We start from the raw sequence: 17,426 nt of genomic DNA on the forward strand, positions 1-17,426 counted from the left end.
TTAGGTTTGCCAACAAATCAGCGCATTTTCACCTGGCACCAGTGCATGTTGGTGGGTGGGTATCACCCGCAAACTAAAGTCGCTGGAGGGGCGATCTTGTGGCAGCAGGCCGTTGTAACGGTAGGCATTGGAGATGCCGGTGCGGGCGAGGTTTAAGGCAATACGCTGCGCCGGGTGTGTACCTTTGGGGTCGGCAATAGCTTCTACGGTAAGGGTTTCAGGAGGGATTGCGCCCAAGTGGATATTGACCTCCAGTTGCCAACCGTTGCTGGTCTCGCTCAGGTTATGTTCTCCAATATGAATTTCATGCCAGTGTTGGTGCAAATGCCGTGTCCAGCCATTGAGTGTTTTGGCGAGTGCGGCTTGGTTTTCGGTCCGCGCCTGAAACTCGCTGGCGGCGGGTAAGTAATGTTGCTCCAGATACTCTTGTAACATGCGGTTGCTGCTGAAACGCGGTGTTAGTTGCGCCATGCTGGTTCGCATTTGCTGAATCCAATCCCGTGGCAGATCTTCGGTATCGCGTGTGTAAAAACGAGGAATGATGATGTCTTCCAGCAGATGATAAAGCTGCTCTGCATCGGCACCGTCTTGTGCGGAATCATGTTCCTGGCCATCGCCCAACGCCCAGCCAAATTCCGTTTGGTAAGCCTCCGCCCACCAACCATCCAGCGTGGATAAATTCAATCCGCCATTGACCAATATTTTCATACCGCTAGTGCCGCTCGCCTCCCAGGGGCGGCGTGGATTGTTGATCCACACGTCTACGCCCTGTACCAAATGTTGGGCGAGATCAATGTCGTAATCCTCTACGAAGACTAAATGGGGTATGACCTCTGGTCGCTGTAAAAAAGCCTGCCAGTGCTGCAGTTTGGTTTTGCCAATATGATCGGCCGGATGCGCTTTGCCCGCGACGATCAACTGCACCGGGTATTTGGGATTACAGAGAATACGCGCGAGGCGATCGGGGTCATGCAGCAGTAAATCCGGGCGCTTGTATTCGGCGAAACGCCGGGCAAAACCCAGCGTAAGGATATTGGGGTCGAGCGGTAGTTCAATCGGGATTGCGCAGTTGGGTGAGCCCGGCGGGGCACTTGTTTCAGCAAGGACTTCATGTCGCCATTGGCGCGCAAAACGCTGGCGGGCGTAGTCAACCAAGCGCGCCCGACTGCTGGCGGCCATATGCCAGAGTTGTTGATCGCTCACGTCTTGCAAGGCGTTGGGGCTAATGTTTTGCAGGTCATCGCGCCAGCGTTCTTTTCCACAAGCGTTGGTCCAAATCGCATCGGCTTCGGGCGAGTCCCACGTCGGCATATGCACACCATTGGTGACATGGCTCACCGGTACATCCCGCTCTGGCCAGCGCGGAAACAGGGGTTGAAAGATTCGTTGGCTCACTCGTTGGTGCAGTTCGCTTACGCCGTTACTGCGTGCGCAGGTGCGCATGGCCAGATAGGCCATGTTGAATGGTTCATTGGTATCTTTGGGGTCGACGCGCCCGAGTACCATAATGTCGTCCAGTGTCACGCCCATGGCCAATGCTGATTCACCGGCGTAACGGCGCAATAACTCGGCGGGGTAGCGATCAAACCCGGCGGCAACCGGTGTATGGGTGGTGAATAAGTTGCCTGCGCGTGTCGCCCAGAGCGATTCCCAAAAATTGGTGTTGTGTTTAACGCTGAAACTCCGGATGCGTTCCAGAGTGGCGAAGGCAGCATGGCCTTCGTTTAGGTGGCAGATGTCGATATCGAGCCCGAGCGTTTCAATCAGCCGCCAGCCACCAATCCCCAGTGCAATTTCCTGTACCAACCGCAGCTCGGTGCCGCCGCCATAGAGTTTGCTGGTAATGCCCCGGTCGTGCGGTTGGTTGCAGGGATGGTTGCTGTCGAGCAGGTAGAGTTTTACTTTGCCAACCTGTGCGACCCAAATGCGAAAACGCACCTGGCGACACAGGAACCCGGTTTCGATATCCAACCAGCTGCCATCGCTATCGCGCAGGGGATATATGGGTAAACTGCCGGGATCGTTGTAGAGATAAGTCTCTTCTTGCCAGCCATCGCGGTTCATGCTTTGGCGAAAATAACCTTCTTGGTACAAAAGGCCAATACCCACCAGCGGCAGCCCCAGATCGCTTGCGGTTTTGAGATAGTCGCCCGCGAGCATACCCAGCCCGCCAGCATAGAGTGGCAGCGCATCGCACAGGCCAAACTCCATACTGAAGTAGGCAATGCCGCGTATTGCCGCAGCGGGTGAGTCGGGGGCATTCAGATATTTGCGTTGGTACCAGCCGGGATCAAGCAGGTAGCGTTTGCGCGCCTCGACAACTTGCTGCAGTTGCAGTAGAAAATCCGGGTCAGACGCGAGTCGTTTGAGTGTGGCACCGCTGGTCAGTTGCAGCACACTCACCGGATTGCCGGTTTGTTCCCAAACCTCGGCATTCAAGCTGCGCCAGAGTTGATCGCTGGCGTGGTTCCAGCTCCAGTGCAGGTCAGCTGCCAGATCTTCCAGTATTTTTAGTGATTCAGGCAGTAGGCGTTCAAAATTAGCCATGGGATTTCCCTCCGGAAGCGGTCTGGTTGTGAGCGCGTGTTTGCGCCCGCCGGGCAATCACTTTTTCCAGCTCTACCAGCAGCAAGATCGGGCTGGTGGCGAGCAGGATAATCAACCAGTCTTCAAGGCTGATTGCAGCGACCGCAAAAATGGTGTGGCTCAGGGGCAGGTAGGTAAACAGCAGCTGGGAGAGCGCCACCAACACTATCGCCAGTAGGCTCGGGCCCAGGCCTTGCCAATAGCGCAGGTGCCAGATTGAATCGTAAAAGGTGCGCGCAGTCAGCAGGTAAAAACATTCAAATATCACCAGCGCATTCACGGCAATACAGCGCGCCTGCTCAATGCTTGCCCCTTGCTCCAGCTTCCAGCGGAAGAGTGCAAATACGGTTGCGGCACCCAATCCTCCGACCAATAGAATCCGGTACAGCAGCGCTGCCGTAATCAAACCTTGGTGGTGATGGCGCGGCGGGCGCTCCATGATGTTGGCCTCACTGCGTTCAAATACCAGCGCCAGCGCAAGGGTAACGGCGGTGATGGTATTGACCCAGAGGATCTGCGCCGGAGTGATGGGCAGCATCCAGCCAAATAAAATGGCGAGCGTAATAATGCTCGCCTCGGCCAGATCGGTCGGCAAGATAAAGGCGATGGATTTGACGATATTGTCGTAGATGGTGCGCCCTTCGGCGACCGCCTGTTCGATGGTGGCAAAGTTGTCATCGGTCAGCACAAAGGCGCTCGCCTCGCGCGCGGCATCTGTGCCTTTCATACCCATGGCGATGCCGATATCGGCAGTGCGCAGGGCGGGAGCATCGTTAACCCCGTCACCGGTCATGGCAACCGTGTGGTGGCGCGCTTGTAAAGCTTCCACTAACTGCAATTTATTGGCGGGGCTGGTGCGCGCAAAAATATCCACGCTTTCAGCGATCTGGCTGAAATCGGCGGGGCTGAGCTGATCCAGCTCGGCACCAGTCATCACCCGTGTGGCGTTGAGCCCGAGTTCCTTGCCTATGGCGGCGGCAGTGATTGGATTATCGCCAGTGATCATCATCACCCTGATACCTGCGCTGTGGCAGGCATCAATCGCGGTGATTGCCTCGGGGCGGGGTGGGTCGCTCAGGCCAGCGAGTGCCACCATCACCAAACCGTGTTGCATATCCTGATGGGTAAGCGGCTGGTTGCCGGGAAGAGGTTTGCATGCCAGCGCCAATACCCGCATGCCTTGCGCTGCCAGATCATTAAGCTGTTGCAACCAGTAGGTTTTATCCAAAGGCTCATTGCCGGATACCCCCAGCTGCCATTGGCAGAGTTCCAGCAGGCGGTCGGGTGCGCCTTTAATAGCCATGACGTGTGCGCCATTTTCCTCGCTGTAGGATACCGCCATATAGCGCTTTTCCGATTCAAAGGGCAGCGTATCTTGTCTTCGCCACTGCTGATGCGCCTGCCCGGCAGTCAGGCCAAATTTGAGCGCCAATACATAGAGCGCGCCCTCGGTGGGGTCGCCATGCAGCTGCCAGCGATTGTTGTCGTGTGTGAGGTTGGCATCGTTACAGACCAGCGCGATACGGCAGGCGCTGGCCAATTGTTGATCATCGGTGTGAATTGAGCTGGCCAGGTGCTCACCCTTGCGGCGGAAATCCCCGCGCGGTTCATAGCCTTCGCCGCTCACCAGGTAGTGGTTGTTGGCAGTAATCAGCTGGCGTGCGGTCATCGCATTGGCAGTAAGGGTGCCGGTTTTGTCGGTGCAGATGACATCCACCGAGCCCAGCACTTCCACCGCAGGCAGGCGGCGCACCAGCGCATGTTCAGTCGCCATACGCCCCACACCCAAGGCGAGGGCGATGGTAACTATTGCGGGTAGACCTTCGGGGATGGCAGCAACCGCGATACCGATTGCCGCCTGAAACATCTGCGTCAGGGTGTAGTCGCGCACCAGAATGCCAAACGCCATGGTTGCCGCTGTTACCACCAAAATCACCAGCGTCAATTGTCGGGCGAGTTTTCCCAACTGACCCTGCAGTGGGGTTTCAGTAGTGTCTACCTCCTGCACCAACTGATGGATGGCACCAATTTGGGTTTGGCTGCCGGTGCTGATTACCAAGCCGCGCGCGGTGCCCTGTGTTACCAGCGTGCCCATGTAAGCCATATTGAGCCGCTCGGCGAGCAGTGTGTCGGCGGGTAGTACGGCTATGGTTTTTGAAATGGATTGGGATTCGCCGGTCAGCAGGGCTTCATCGCAGCGCAGCTCTTTGGCTTCAAACAGGCGCACATCAGCGGGAACGCGATCACCCGCTTGCAGCATCACTACATCACCCGGCACCAGTTGGCTGCTGTTGATACTGAGGCTCGCGCTGACACCGCTCTTGTTGCGCACCACCATACACAGGCTTTTGCTTAACGACATAATCGCGCGCAACGCGGCTTCGGCTTTACCTTCTTGCACATAACCTATGCAGGCATTGATCAGCATAACCGCGAAAATCACACCCGCATCGATCCAATGTTGCAGCAACAGGCTAATTGCCGAACTGATTAGCAGCACGTAAATAAACAGATTATTAAATTGTTGCAACCAGCGGCGCCAAGCCGGTGTGGGGGGAGTAACGGGCAGTTGGTTATCTCCCCATTGCAGGCGTCTGGTAGCGGACTCTGCTTCAGTGAGGCCCGCAATGCTGCTGTTAAGTGCGCTAAATAATTGTTCCGGTGTTTGTGCGTGAGCGTCATCCAGCGAAGGGGGCTTTTCTAATAAAAGCGAATCGGCGCCGGTTGAATCAGTGATGTTATGCATCGCGCTATTCCTTTGAGCCGGTGAATGAGTTAACTGACGATACACATCTGCGTGAATTCTTGACGTTCAAAGTGCGTGATATTTGCGAGTGTAATATCGGCGATGGCGGTGAGCGCTTCGCGCGTAAAAAATGCCTGATGGCCGGTGATCACTACATTGGGAAACGTTAATAAGCGCGCAAACACATCGTCTTGTAACAGGCGATTGGAATTATCTTCAAAAAACAAATCACCTTCTTCTTCGTAAACATCCAAACCCAGGTAGCCAATTTTTTTGTTCTTTAATCCATCAATGACGGCACGCGTGTCAATTAATCCACCGCGCCCGGTATTGATCAGCATCGCGCCATTTTTCATCTGCGCGATGCTATTGGTATTCAGTAGATGATGGGTTTCGCTGTTGAGTGGGCAGTGCAACGAAATAATATCGGCCTGCGGCCAGAGCTCTGCGAGTGAGCAATAATTCACGCCTGCCGACTGCAATTCAGGATTCGGTTGTGGATCATAAGCAATCACTTTGCACCCGAGTCCCAGCATAATCTTTGCTAACACCTGGCCAATTTTCCCCGTGCCGATTACGGCTACAGTTTTGTTGACCAGATCAAAGCCGAGCAAGCCATTTAATGCGTAATCATTTTCACGCACGCGGTGATAAGCGCGATGTAAATTGCGGTTGAGCATGAGGATCAACCCCAGCGCATGTTCGGCAACCGCGTGGGGCGAATATTCCGCGACACGCGCAACGACGATGCCGAGTTTTTTTGCCGCGGCCAAATCCACCTGATTAAACCCGGCGCAGCGCAGCGCGATAAGTTTTATGCCCAGTGCGGATAATTTTTGCAGAACAGTTGTATCCAGATGGTCATTCACAAAACAACACACCGCTGTACAGCCTTGTGCAAGCAATGCGGATTGCGGGTTGAGTTGGGATTCATGAAAAATTAATTCATGGGGCTGGGCGAGTGCGCTGTTGGCCTGCGTTAAAAATTCGTGATCGTAAGGTTTGGTGCTGAACACGGCGACTTTCATGACAATCCCTCTGGTTTGTGTCATACCTGCTGATGCATCGTTCTTTCGTTGTAAGGCTTTAGCGTTGCAAGAGTCTAGCGTTGCGGAAGTCTACGCTGAGAGTTATTTCGAACCATTGATTGTGATCAACGCTTGATTCATTTCTTCGGCTAATTCTGCCAGTAATTCGCTGTAGGCTTTTGTGATTTGCGAGGCGCTTTCACCGCTGGATTTGCTCCGCACAAAACGCTGCTGGGATAAAACGGTTTTGGTGCTGTTGTCGATCAATTTCCAGCTGGCGTTAATTGTGGCTGCGCCATTGATCAGCTGCAAATCGTAAATGTTCAGGCGCACACTCAATGCGGGTGTGACATCGCTGCGCCAGGGGAAATGCTCCACCAAGCGCGTGCTATCGCGATTCATTAAGTTGATCGCCAACACCCGCGCAATCCCTTTTTCCAAGGGTTCCCCCCAATGGTCATTGTCTGCCAGTTGTAGTCGGTTGGTATCGCGGTTGCGCACTATGTATGAGCGATCCAAATAATCGGCCAGCTCAATCGGTCCAAGTCCAATGGTTTGGGTAATTGCATCATTTTGATTTTGTGTAGGTGTGGCGCTCAGCAAATAATAGTGTTTGCGCGGTGATTGTTGGCAGCCGCTGGCAAATAGGAACAGTAAAAAAATAATAATCACATTTTTCATCCGATGATTATTTTCCATTTTAAGGTTGCTCACGTTATTCCTCCTCGGGAAGCGATTTTTTGCCGCGCAGCAGGGCTTCAGGTTGTTGCTCCAGTGTTTCACTTAAATTGCGAAACGCATTGACAGAGCGGCTGATATCTTCCAGCGTTGTGGTCAATTGGTTCACTAAAGGTGCATCTTCTGAAAAACTTTGGGTAATGCCTTCTGCAGCTTTGTTGAACTGGGTCAGACTTTTTTGCAGCTCTATCAGGCTGGTGTTGATATTGCCTGCGAGCTCCGGTGTTTGTTGGTTAAGCGTTACCAGTAATTGATTTAACTCAGTGTTGGTGCGATTCAGGTTTTTGCCCAGAATGGCGATTTCCTGATTCAAGGTGTTGGATGTAAGCGCAACGGAATCGGCTGCGGTTTTGACACTGCCGAGCGTCTGCTCAATTGCACCGCTTGTGGCTATCTTGTTGATATTGACTGCGAGTTTGTCCAAATTATCAATCAAGCCTTTGATATTCATTTCCTGCAGGTTTTTGGAGATCGCCTCAAATGCAGTGGATGCCGTGGGGATCTCTAAATAACTATCTTGCAGGTTGTAGAGTTTGGGGGTGGTGCCGGGAAAGAAATCCAACTCAACATATAAGAGCCCGGTTAAAAAACTTTGATAATTTAATTGCGCACGCAAACCTTTGTTGATGGCATCCTCGAAAAACTCCCGATCCACAGTGATACCTTTTCGGCTAATGCGCTGCAGTGCCAAATCGGCCGTGACAATAGCGGCAATATTTTGTTTTTGGCCATCGGTGTCATCGCTGGGAAAATTAATTTGGATATCGGTGATTTCGCCCAGTACTACGCCTTTTAATTTGATGGGTGCGCCAACTTGCAAGCCTTGTACGGACGCTTCAAAGTACATCACCACGCGCTCTTTGTGTGAAAAGAGTTGGCCGCCGGAAAAAAATAACATGGCGATAAACACCAATAAAATGGCACCGACAATAAATGCACCTATGGCAAAGGATTTTTGTTGGCTCATGTTGCTCCAGTGATGCGTTAATGGATTCCCGCTGCGGAAATCCAGATGTTTTCATTACACCGCAGTACCCGCCCGACTTAAAAATTGCCGCACTTTTTCCTGTGGGCTGTGGTGGAGTAATTCTTTCGGATCGCCAGCATCCAACATGGTTTTGGATTGTGCATCCAGAATCACGCAGTGGGTGCCAATGGATAAAATGCTTGGCAATTCGTGCGAGACAATAATTATCGTTGAATTTAAGGCTTTGCAGATTTGCACAATTAATTGGTCGAGCCGCAAGGAGCTGATGGGGTCTAGCCCCGCTGAAGGCTCGTCAAAAAATAAGAGTTGTGGGTCAAGCGCTATCGCGCGCGCAAGTCCTGCACGCTTATGCATGCCGCCGCTGAGTTCCGAGGGATAAAAAGTTTCATAACCGGCCAATCCTACTAGTGCTAATTTGTAGGCAACCGTTTCGGCAATTTGTTTTTCCGATAGGTCGGTATATAGCTGCAATGGCAGTGCAACATTTTCTGCGAGGCTCATGCTGGAAAACAAGGCACCTGATTGATAGGTGATGCCCCAGTTTTGCAAGAGTTTTAGTTGTGTGTCCTCGCTTGATTGATAGTAGTTGACCCCTTCATACAACACTTCGCCTTTGCTTGGCGGGATCAAACCAATCATGTGTTTGAGTAGCGTCGTTTTTCCGCAACCACTGCCGCCGATCACAAAAAAAATATCGTTCTTGCGAATATCAAAATTTAAATTTTGCTGCACCACACGGCTGCCGTAACCGATGCTGAGATTGCGCACGCTGATAAACGGATGGGTATTCATGGTTAAATACCTAGCTTGTCATAGAGAATATTAAACGCTGCATCGGCAACAACCAGATACACAATAGCACGCACCACTGCGTTGGTTGCGGCCATGCCCACGGCATCGGAATTGCGGCCGCACTCTATGCCGGCCTGACAACCGGCAATTGCGATTAATATTCCAAAGAAAATACTTTTGATTAGGCCGGTGGAGATATCCATCCAATCTACCGCGCCTTGGGTTTGTAAAATATATTGGTTGAAATTGACATCCATACTGGTGGCGACCAATGCCCCGCCGAGCATACCGACTACATCGGCGTAGATGCATAGCAGCGGCATAATAAACACCAATGCGAGCAAGCGCGGCAGCACTAAAAATTCCATGGTGGAAATTCCCATGGTTTTGAGCGCATCAATTTCTTCATTTACTTGCATGGTGCCTAGTTGCGCAGCATAGGCTGCGCCAGTGCGGCCCGCCATAATCACCGCCGTCATCAGTGCGCCCATTTCGCGCACCATGCCTATCGCCACCAAATCGGCGACATAGACTTGCGCGCCCAACTGGCGCAATTGCACTGAACCTAAATACGCGAGAATCATACCGACCAGCAGTGCAATCAAGGTCACAATCGCCAGAGCGTGCGGGCCGGACTGGTCGATGAAAAAGACAATATCCTGCTTGCGTGTTTTAGCTTTGCCGCGCACCCAACGAATAAGCGCGAGGTTGATATCGCCGATAAAAGTGAGTGTCCGCGCAACACCAAGCCATTGGGAATGGATATTTTTTTGCAGGCGCTCAAGCGCACTGTAAGTGTCGTTGCGGGCAGTATGTTGATACGCGGGAATTGCTGTGGCGAGATTAAGTAATTGTTGCAGGGTTTCGGCGCTGCTGTGGGTATCCAGTGCGATCTGTTGTTGCTCGCACCAGCGCGTGAGTTGCAGCAAAGCAACCGCGAGGCTGGAATCCCATTGTTTGAGTTCACCGGTAACCAGCGTGATGGTTTCACAATTGGCCGGGATTGCAGCGCAGATGCTCGCACCATCCGGTGTGTGACCCAGTTGCCAGTTGCCGCATAAATGCAGATATATCTGGCTGGGCTGCGTGTCCGCTGAATCCGCTGGTTCAATACGAAAGAGCAAAGTGTTCATCCTTATCTTTCAAATTGGGCATCGGGTTTGAGCATAGTCGCTTTGGGATGGAAAATGAAACCTCTGACCCTGCAAGTTAATGCAAATCGGTAGGGGAGAACTGTTATCCTGCGCACCCAACGCCTTTCCCTAACGCCTTTAACAACCAGATTAACCGGACATTATGGCCAGATTATTATTCAGACTTGCACAAGTTCCCGATGACGAAGCGGCGGAAATCCGCGCGCTGCTGGATGAACATCAGATCCGCTATTACGAAACCGATGCCGGTTTTTTCCGCGTGGGGTTGGATGCGATCTGGTTGGCCGATGGTTCGCAAGAAGAGCGTGCGCGCGAGTTAATCCGTGAATATCAAGCCGAACGCGCAATTCGCCAACAACAAAATTATGCGCAATTGGTGGAGGCGGGGCAGGTGCCCAGTGTGTGGCAGCACTTTTGTGCCCAGCCGATCCGTTTTATTGCATCGGCTGTTGCCATTATTTTTGTGGCAGGTTTGACGTTGATTCCGTTTGTGATGTTGTTAAAAATCAAATAAAACACCGGCGCTGAAACGGTTTATCCGGCCTCGACAATAGCGCCTTTGTTGATTCCTTCGTAGGCTTTGACACGGATGCGCGAACCCGGATTTTCCTGCCAGGTTTTTTGTGCAATGTGATGCGCGATAAACTCCACCGTCGTGTCGGTATCCATCAAATAACAGCAGCGTTGCGGCAGGGTAATTTCAAACTGCCCTTGCTGCGCTTCATAAGCAAAATAATAATAATCGACACCGCCGTTAACCGGTGAGCTCACCAGATCTTCGCGTGTGCCTAAATAAATATCCTTCCAGGTATTAGCCCATTGTTGTTCCAGTGCGGGCGATTTCTGGCCGTTGGCCCAAATATCAATACGCGACCTGTGCCCATGGGCGATGCGCTGGCAGTTGCCTAAATGTTTTTTCAATCCGTGGCTGTAGTGGTAGTAAGCGCCTTCAATGGCTTCCAGCGTAAAGTCCAATTCCATGCGCACTACAGTGGTAGGGAATTGCTGTTTGAGTTGGGTGATACACCAGGCTGCGACCGACTCTTGTGTGAGCACTTCAGCATCCACCAGTGCGATGGCATCGCGCGGGGAACGGGTTTGTAAAAACTCGCCCGCGTTGCCAAATTGCCAGCGGATATTCAGGAATTTGCCTTCGTCGTCAATACGTATGTTGGGTGAGCGCACAGGCACGGCAAGGCGATGATCCAATTCGGTATCGAGCCAATGGCGCATCACTTTTTTCACGGTGCCAAAGTCGCACACCATACCTTGTTCATCCAGCTCACCCAGAAGGCGCACATTCGCCAGCCAGGTTTCACCCAGCAGGCCGCGCTCCGGGTCGAGAAAACTGAAATCGACATTGGTGAGGTTATCGACAAACAACAACATAAAAACGCCATCTTGATGAAATAGGAGGGCGCGCATCATACCACTTAGCGCAAACGCTTTGTTTGAAGCGAATTTTAGCCGTAGTTTTTCGCGAATATTGATTCTCTGGACTATTCTCAGGACTGTTCCCTGAACTAACCTCAATTCACTGATTTCCTTCAGAGTTTGCTCCTTTTTGACGGTGGGCAACCAGCCGGGTTGTAGGTAAATGTCATTTTGTGTCTGCGCGTGCTGATGGAGGTTCTTTTGGGTGTGGGGCAAGTGAAGGCGATAGGCCAAAGCCTGCTGCGCTGGGGGTTGCTATTAATCCTCGGCGGATATTGCTTGGCCGCTTCTGCCCAGGCATCGGAGGCTGGGTTGCGCGTCGCTTTTGTTTATAACTTCATCAAATTCATTGAATGGCCTGCATTGCAGGATAGTGAATTGTCCCTGTGTGTTTTGGGCGCGGAGGGGGAAACCCGCAGCGCACTGGCACCAATCGATAAAAAGGTTCAGCAAAACCGCAGTATCCATGTGATCTACATGGATCACATCAGCCAAACCAACGAACCGGATCTGGCGCAGGCCTTCAGCCACTGTGAGCTGCTTTACGTCACCGAAGTGGGTGCGGCTATGCCGCTTCCGCAAATCTTGCAACCCGGCATGTTATTGGTAGTGGATGAAGCCAGTCCTACCGATGAGCGTGTTGGCATCGCCTTGATGCGCACTATCGATAACCGCATCGAATTCCAAATCAACGAGTCTGCGATCAATCACGCCGGAGTCAAAATCAGTAGCCAATTGCTCAGACTGGCCAAAAAACGTCAGGGGGGGCGTGGTTAGATGTTTATTCATTGGAATATGGTGCGCAAGATCAGCTTGCTGGTGATGGCTCTGACCAGCCTCACAGTGCTGGGAACGGTATTCGCCAGCGCGTGGCAACAGTACAACTACATGCGAATGCAGGCCAATAGCCAATTGCAGACCTTGGCCGATGTCACCGCTCTCAACCTTGCTGCGCCAAGTATGTTTATTGATGCCGAATCTGCACGGCAGACGTTGGCTGCATTGCGCGTAGAGTCCAAGGTGTTGGGCGCCCGTTTGCGTCTGAAAGACGGCACACTCTTGGCGGAATATGTCGCGCCCGGTAAATCCCTGGTATTGGATGACCATCTGCCAGCCAAGGTGTACTGGGAGGGGGAATATTTAGGCGAGCTGGAACTGGACATCAGCCTGCAGCCTATACGCGTACAATTTTACGAAGTGCTGGTTTGGGTGGGGATTATCGCGCTGGCGGCGTTGGTGATTTGTGCATCCCTTACGTTGATTTTGGTGTCATCGCTGCTGCGCCCTCTGGGCAAACTCAGTGAAGTCGCGGAGAAGGTGGGGCTTGAAGGACGTTATCAGGAGCGCGCGCCCGAATTAAAAGTGCGCGATGAAGTGGGTCTGCTGACGCGCCGCTTCAACGCCATGCTCGACCGTATTGAAGCGCAGGATTCGGAGTTGCGCCTTAATCAGGAGCTGCTCGAACAACGGGTATTGACCCGCACGGTAGAGTTGCAAACGGCGCGCGAACAAGCCGAGGCGGCGAGCAAAGCCAAGAGTGAATTCCTGGCGGTGATGAGCCATGAAATCCGCACCCCGCTTAACGGCATCATGGGAATGACCGGGCTGCTGATGGACACCGAGCTGGATGCCAAGCAAAAACGCTTTGCCCGCGTTGCGCGTCGCTCCAGTGAAGATTTGTTGTTGATCATCAACGATATTCTGGATTTTTCCAAAATCGAAGCTGGCCGTTTGGAGTTGGAGTATCGCCCCTTCCAGCTCAACCTGTTGGTGGAAGATATTGCCGAGCGCTACGCCCCGATTGCACAGGGCAAATCCCTCGAATTGTTATGTAAAACGCCTTTGCCACCCTTATCGGCAGTGGGCGATTCTGCCCGTTTGGGGCAGGTTATTACCAACTTGCTGAGCAACGCGATTAAATTCACCGAGCAGGGTGAAGTCATCATCGAGGTGGATTTATTAGAGAGCAGGGATAAACAAGTGCTGTTGGAGTTTTCAGTGCGCGATACCGGTATCGGCATTACGCCCGAGCAGCAGGCGCGTTTGTTCCAATCTTTCACCCAGGCCGATTCTTCCATGGCGCGCAAATATGGTGGCACCGGATTGGGGCTGGCGATTTCCCAGCGCTTGATTGAAATGATGGGTGGAAAGATTCAGGTAGACAGCCAACCGGGCACCGGCAGCCGTTTTCATTTCCACCTGCGTTTGCAACAGGTCAGTGACCCGCGCGATTACCAGTTGGTAGAAGGTTTTGGCCAATTGCACACTCTGGTGGTGGACGATAACCCGACCAACCTTGAAATTCTGGATTACTGGTTAAGGTCATGGGGTATGACGCCGGTGTTGGCATCCTCTGCGCAACAGGCGCTGGTGCTGCTCCAGCAGGGAGTGGAGCAGGGTAAACCGTTTGAACTGATGCTGACCGATTGGTGCATGCCGGAAATGGACGGTGGCCAGTTGTTGAAAGCGATCGCTGCCGATGCCCGTCTTGCCTCTATCCCAGTGATTATATTGAGCTCGGCCGGTATGGCGGCGCGGCCAGACATAGCCGCGCGTATGCCGTTACTGCTCAAACCGGTTCGCCAGTCCGAGCTACATAACCTGATTGCCCAGGTGATTGCAGGCGAGGTAAACAATCATTTTGTGATTGATCATCCCATCGCCAGCGATGCAACCCAATCCCGCCTGTCCGGACGGGTACTTCTGGTCGAAGACAATCCCGTCAATCAGGAAGTGGCGAGTGCCATGCTCCAGCGTATCGGGGTGACTATGAGTATGGCCAATAACGGGCAGGAAGCGGTGGAGTTGCTGCAGCAGGAGCATTTTGATCTGGTACTGATGGACTGCCAAATGCCGGTAATGGATGGTTTTGAAGCCACTGCCCAGATCCGTCGGCGCGAGGTTGATCTGGGAATAAACCCTCTGCCGATTATCGCGTTGACCGCCAACGCAATCAGTGGCGACCGCGAAAACTGCCTCGCACGGGGCATGAGCGATTATCTGAGCAAACCTTTTGCCCAATCGCAGTTACATGATGTTCTGGCGCGCTGGCTGCCGGATCGCGCCGAGGCCATAGCGGCATCTACCGTACCGCTCGTTGCGCCTGTTTCCACCGCAGTGAACGCATCCGCCAGTGCAGCCGCCGAGAGCACGGCCGCTGAAGGCGTTGAAATTGACCAGCAAGTCATTCGCCAACTACGCGAATTACGCGAAGGGCTGCTGCTCCGCATTATCGGTTTATTCCGCAGCAGTAGTCCCGCATTACTGGAGCAGCTCTCGGTAGCGGTGGCGACACAGGATGCCGACCTGCTGTACAAAACGGCGCACAACTTTAAAAACAGCGCCGCCAATCTTGGCCTGGTGGATTTGGCTGGAGCCTGCCGCGACTGCGAAGCGGCTGCGCGTCAGGGCAGTGTAGAAAACGCGGTACAACAATTGGAAAGCATCCGGCACCTTTACAGTTTATCGCTGCAAAGTCTGGCCGAGTTGGAGCGGAAGGAGCAAGGTAATTGAAAGAGAGTAAATCCGCAGTGCCAGCATTGGTGTTAATCGTCGATGACGATGAAGCCGCGCGCCTGACTACCAGTATTACGCTTGAGCGGGCGGGGTATCGGGTGATGGAAGCTGCCGACTGTGCCAGCGCCCGTGCCCGTTTTGCAGAGACTCGCCCCGATATTGTTTTGCTCGATGTGCTCTTGCCCGACGGCGATGGTTTTTCACTGTGCCGCGAACTGTTATCCCAACCGCGCGGCCGCGATTTACCTATCGCGATGGTGACCGGGTTGGACGATATCAGCTCTATCCACAACGCCTTTGAATCCGGCGCGATGGACTTCATCACCAAACCGGTCAGTTGGGGCACTTTGCCGTTCCGTATTCAATTTATCTTGCGCGCCAATAAAGCGATCAAAGAAGCCAGTATTGGCGAAGGCAAAACCCGCGCATTGCTTGCGGGTATTCCTGACATTATTTTGCGTATCGACCGCGACGGCCACGTCATCGACATGCAGGTCGGCACCTATGTGAATGAAATGGAAGAGTGGGTGGTGTATGACCCGGTGACCGGTGAAGGCCATTTGCCGGGGCCGGTCTACGGTATTCTCGCACCGCAAATCCGCCGCGTATTTGCCGGTAAAGGTGAGCAGCTGGTTGAGTTCGATTGGTCGCAAGCGGCGCGTAAACCCAGAACCTGGGAAGCGCGCGTCATCCTCCGTGAACAAGACGAAGTGGTGATGGTGATCCGCGATATTTCCCAGCGCAAACAACAAGAGGCAGAGCTGCGCTTATGGGCGAAAGTGTTTGAAGGCAGTAATGAGGCGATCCTGATTACCGATACCAACCTGAATATCATCCTCGTCAATAAAACCTATGAGCGGATTACGGGTTACAGCGAGCAAGAGGTGTTGGGCGTAGATACCGCGAAAGTCGGGGCCCAACTGCATTCGCACAGCTTTTTCCGCAATCTGGTGCATATCCTGAAAGAAAAGGGCCACTGGCAAGGCGAGTTGATAAACCAACGCAAAAATGGCGAGAAGTTTCCGACCTGGTATTCCATTAGCCAGGTCTTGAACAGCGATGGTCAACCGGAAAATTACATCGCCATTTTCAGCGATATTTCTGAACGGAAAAAATCCCGCGAGCGCATTGATTTTCTTGCCCATCATGACAGCCTGACGGAGCTGCCCAATCGCGCGTTGTTGAATGACCGTTTGGAAATGGCGATCAATACTGCCAAGCGGCGCGGCGAAAAAGTCGGGATTTTATTTATCGATCTCGACCGGTTTAAAAATATTAATGATTCACTGGGCCATACCGCAGGCGACAATATTTTGTGCCAGACAGCTGCGCGTTTAAGCGAGGCCGTGCGCACCGACGATACCGTCGCGCGTTTGGGAGGCGATGAATTTGTAGTGCTCTTGCCGCGTGTGCGCGATGAACGCAGCCTGGTTGAAGTGGCGATAAAAGTTCGCGAGGAGTTGTTAAAGCCCTATACCCTGGAAGACATGCCTTTGCACCTGAGCCCGAGTATCGGGATTGCGGTCTATCCGGAAGACGGTGAAGACCCTAACACGCTGATTAAAAATGCCGATGCGGCTATGTACCTTGCTAAAGAAAAAGGCCGCAACAATTACCAGTTTTATACACCGGTGTTGAATGCGCGCACGCTTGACCGCTTGAAGCTGGAGCATGACCTGCGACAGGCATTGGCACTGGGGCAGTTTGAGCTGCACTATCAACCTCAGATACAGCTATCGGGCGATCAATCCGCTAACCTGCATTTATACGGCGCAGAAGCCTTGATCCGTTGGCGGCATCCGGAGCGCGGTCTGGTGCCGCCCAATCACTTTATTCCACTGGCAGAAGAAATCGGCCTGATCATTCCGCTCGGCGCTTGGGTGATTGCAGAGGCAGCGCGGCAGGTCACGCATTGGAAAAATTCGGGTGTTGCTGATCTGGTGGTGAGCGTGAATATCTCGGCGCTGCAATTCCATCAAGCCGGTTTTCTATCGGAAGTACAAAGCTTGTTAGCGGCGGCTGGCGCAGCGCCCAGCTCATTGGAGTTGGAACTGACTGAGTCCATGTTGATGAGCGATATGGAAGTATCCATCCAGGTGCTTCAGGCATTTCGCGACCTGGGGTATCGCATTGCGATCGATGACTTCGGCACCGGTTTCTCCTGTCTGAATTACTTGCGCCGTTTGCCAGCCAATATCCTCAAGATCGACCAGTCTTTTGTGCGCGATATGGGTAGCGACAGCGCCTCGCTTGCGATTGTCAGTTCCATTATCCGCCTTGCCGATTCACTGGGTATGAAAACGATCGCCGAGGGCGTGGAGACGGCTGAAGAATTGGCACTGCTGGAACAACAAGGCTGCCGGTTAATGCAGGGCTATCACTTCTCCAAACCCTTACCTGCTGCCCAGTTTGAAGACTGGGTAGCCAAATGGAATGGTGTTTGA

Annotated in this window: 12 protein-coding genes; 4 read left to right on the top strand and 8 right to left on the bottom strand. The window is 52.9% G+C overall.

Annotated features, from left to right (window positions below; all coding sequences use genetic code 11):
• The 7 genes from glgP to B2739_RS14665 all read right to left on the bottom strand — a co-directional run bounded on the left by glgP (position 1) and on the right by B2739_RS14665 (position 10,011).
• The gene (glgP, locus tag B2739_RS14635) at positions 1-2,547 is read right to left on the bottom strand and encodes an alpha-glucan family phosphorylase (RefSeq protein ID WP_331346586.1); all 2,547 of its coding nucleotides are present in this window, start codon (positions 2,545-2,547) and stop codon (positions 1-3) included.
• Positions 2,540-5,332 (bottom strand): HAD-IC family P-type ATPase, encoded by a 2,793-nt coding sequence (locus B2739_RS14640; protein ID WP_331346587.1) that lies wholly within the window; start codon positions 5,330-5,332, stop codon positions 2,540-2,542. Before B2739_RS14640 ends, glgP begins: the two co-directional genes overlap by 8 nt.
• A gap of 29 nt (positions 5,333-5,361) precedes the next feature.
• Positions 5,362-6,360, bottom strand: coding sequence for a 2-hydroxyacid dehydrogenase (locus tag B2739_RS14645; RefSeq protein ID WP_331346588.1), 999 nt, complete (start codon positions 6,358-6,360; stop codon positions 5,362-5,364).
• A gap of 102 nt (positions 6,361-6,462) precedes the next feature.
• On the bottom strand, positions 6,463-7,074 hold the full coding sequence (locus B2739_RS14650; RefSeq protein WP_331346589.1) for a PqiC family protein: 612 nt from the start codon (positions 7,072-7,074) through the stop codon (positions 6,463-6,465).
• A 1-nt stretch (position 7,075) separates the two neighbouring features.
• Positions 7,076-8,065 carry an MlaD family protein gene (locus B2739_RS14655; RefSeq protein ID WP_331346590.1) on the bottom strand — a complete coding sequence of 330 codons (990 nt, stop codon included), beginning with the start codon at positions 8,063-8,065 and terminating at the stop codon, positions 7,076-7,078.
• Positions 8,066-8,119: 54 nt separating this feature from the next.
• On the bottom strand, positions 8,120-8,878 hold the full coding sequence (locus tag B2739_RS14660; RefSeq protein WP_331346591.1) for an ABC transporter ATP-binding protein: 759 nt from the start codon (positions 8,876-8,878) through the stop codon (positions 8,120-8,122).
• A 2-nt stretch (positions 8,879-8,880) separates the two neighbouring features.
• Positions 8,881-10,011, bottom strand: coding sequence for an ABC transporter permease (locus B2739_RS14665; RefSeq protein WP_331346592.1), 1,131 nt, complete (start codon positions 10,009-10,011; stop codon positions 8,881-8,883).
• A 163-nt stretch (positions 10,012-10,174) separates the two neighbouring features.
• Between B2739_RS14665 and B2739_RS14670 the strand changes: the two genes are divergently transcribed.
• Positions 10,175-10,546 carry a DUF6164 family protein gene (locus B2739_RS14670; RefSeq protein WP_331346593.1) on the top strand — a complete coding sequence of 124 codons (372 nt, stop codon included), beginning with the start codon at positions 10,175-10,177 and terminating at the stop codon, positions 10,544-10,546.
• 20 nt (positions 10,547-10,566) lie between these two features.
• On the opposite strand, the gene B2739_RS14675 is transcribed toward B2739_RS14670, so the two are convergent.
• On the bottom strand, positions 10,567-11,421 hold the full coding sequence (locus tag B2739_RS14675) for a 6-carboxytetrahydropterin synthase (RefSeq protein ID WP_331346702.1): 855 nt from the start codon (positions 11,419-11,421) through the stop codon (positions 10,567-10,569).
• 234 nt (positions 11,422-11,655) lie between these two features.
• Here B2739_RS14675 and B2739_RS14680 point away from each other — a divergent pair, with 234 nt between their 5' ends.
• Genes B2739_RS14680 through B2739_RS14690 form a run of 3 tightly spaced genes read left to right on the top strand, consistent with a single transcriptional unit; the run spans position 11,656 to position 17,426 of the window.
• A complete protein-coding gene (locus B2739_RS14680; protein WP_331346594.1) occupies positions 11,656-12,243 on the top strand; it encodes a YfiR family protein in 588 nt (195 codons plus the stop codon).
• Complete coding sequence (locus tag B2739_RS14685; protein ID WP_331346595.1) at positions 12,244-14,979, top strand: response regulator; 2,736 nt, start codon at positions 12,244-12,246, stop codon at positions 14,977-14,979.
• Positions 14,976-17,426, top strand: coding sequence for an EAL domain-containing protein (locus B2739_RS14690; RefSeq protein WP_331346596.1), 2,451 nt, complete (start codon positions 14,976-14,978; stop codon positions 17,424-17,426). Before B2739_RS14685 ends, B2739_RS14690 begins: the two co-directional genes overlap by 4 nt.

Source organism: Cellvibrio sp. UBA7661 (assembly GCA_002483365.1).
In the GTDB taxonomy this organism is placed as follows: Bacteria; Pseudomonadota; Gammaproteobacteria; order Pseudomonadales; family Cellvibrionaceae; genus Cellvibrio.

Bases quoted from the DNA above. Each gene is read 5' to 3' on its own strand.
- B2739_RS14640 (WP_331346587.1), bottom strand. From the start codon at position 5,332: ATGCATAACATCACTGATTCAACCGGCGCCGATTCGCTTTTATTAGAA.
- B2739_RS14645 (WP_331346588.1), bottom strand. From the start codon at position 6,360: ATGAAAGTCGCCGTGTTCAGCACCAAACCTTACGATCACGAATTTTTA.
- B2739_RS14675 (WP_331346702.1), bottom strand. From the start codon at position 11,421: ATGTTGTTGTTTGTCGATAACCTCACCAATGTCGATTTCAGTTTTCTC.
- B2739_RS14680 (WP_331346594.1), top strand. From the start codon at position 11,656: ATGGAGGTTCTTTTGGGTGTGGGGCAAGTGAAGGCGATAGGCCAAAGC.
- B2739_RS14685 (WP_331346595.1), top strand. From the start codon at position 12,244: ATGTTTATTCATTGGAATATGGTGCGCAAGATCAGCTTGCTGGTGATG.
- B2739_RS14665 (WP_331346592.1), bottom strand. From the start codon at position 10,011: ATGAACACTTTGCTCTTTCGTATTGAACCAGCGGATTCAGCGGACACG.
- B2739_RS14655 (WP_331346590.1), bottom strand. From the start codon at position 8,065: ATGAGCCAACAAAAATCCTTTGCCATAGGTGCATTTATTGTCGGTGCC.
- B2739_RS14660 (WP_331346591.1), bottom strand. From the start codon at position 8,878: ATGAATACCCATCCGTTTATCAGCGTGCGCAATCTCAGCATCGGTTAC.
- B2739_RS14670 (WP_331346593.1), top strand. From the start codon at position 10,175: ATGGCCAGATTATTATTCAGACTTGCACAAGTTCCCGATGACGAAGCG.
- glgP (WP_331346586.1), bottom strand. From the start codon at position 2,547: ATGGCTAATTTTGAACGCCTACTGCCTGAATCACTAAAAATACTGGAA.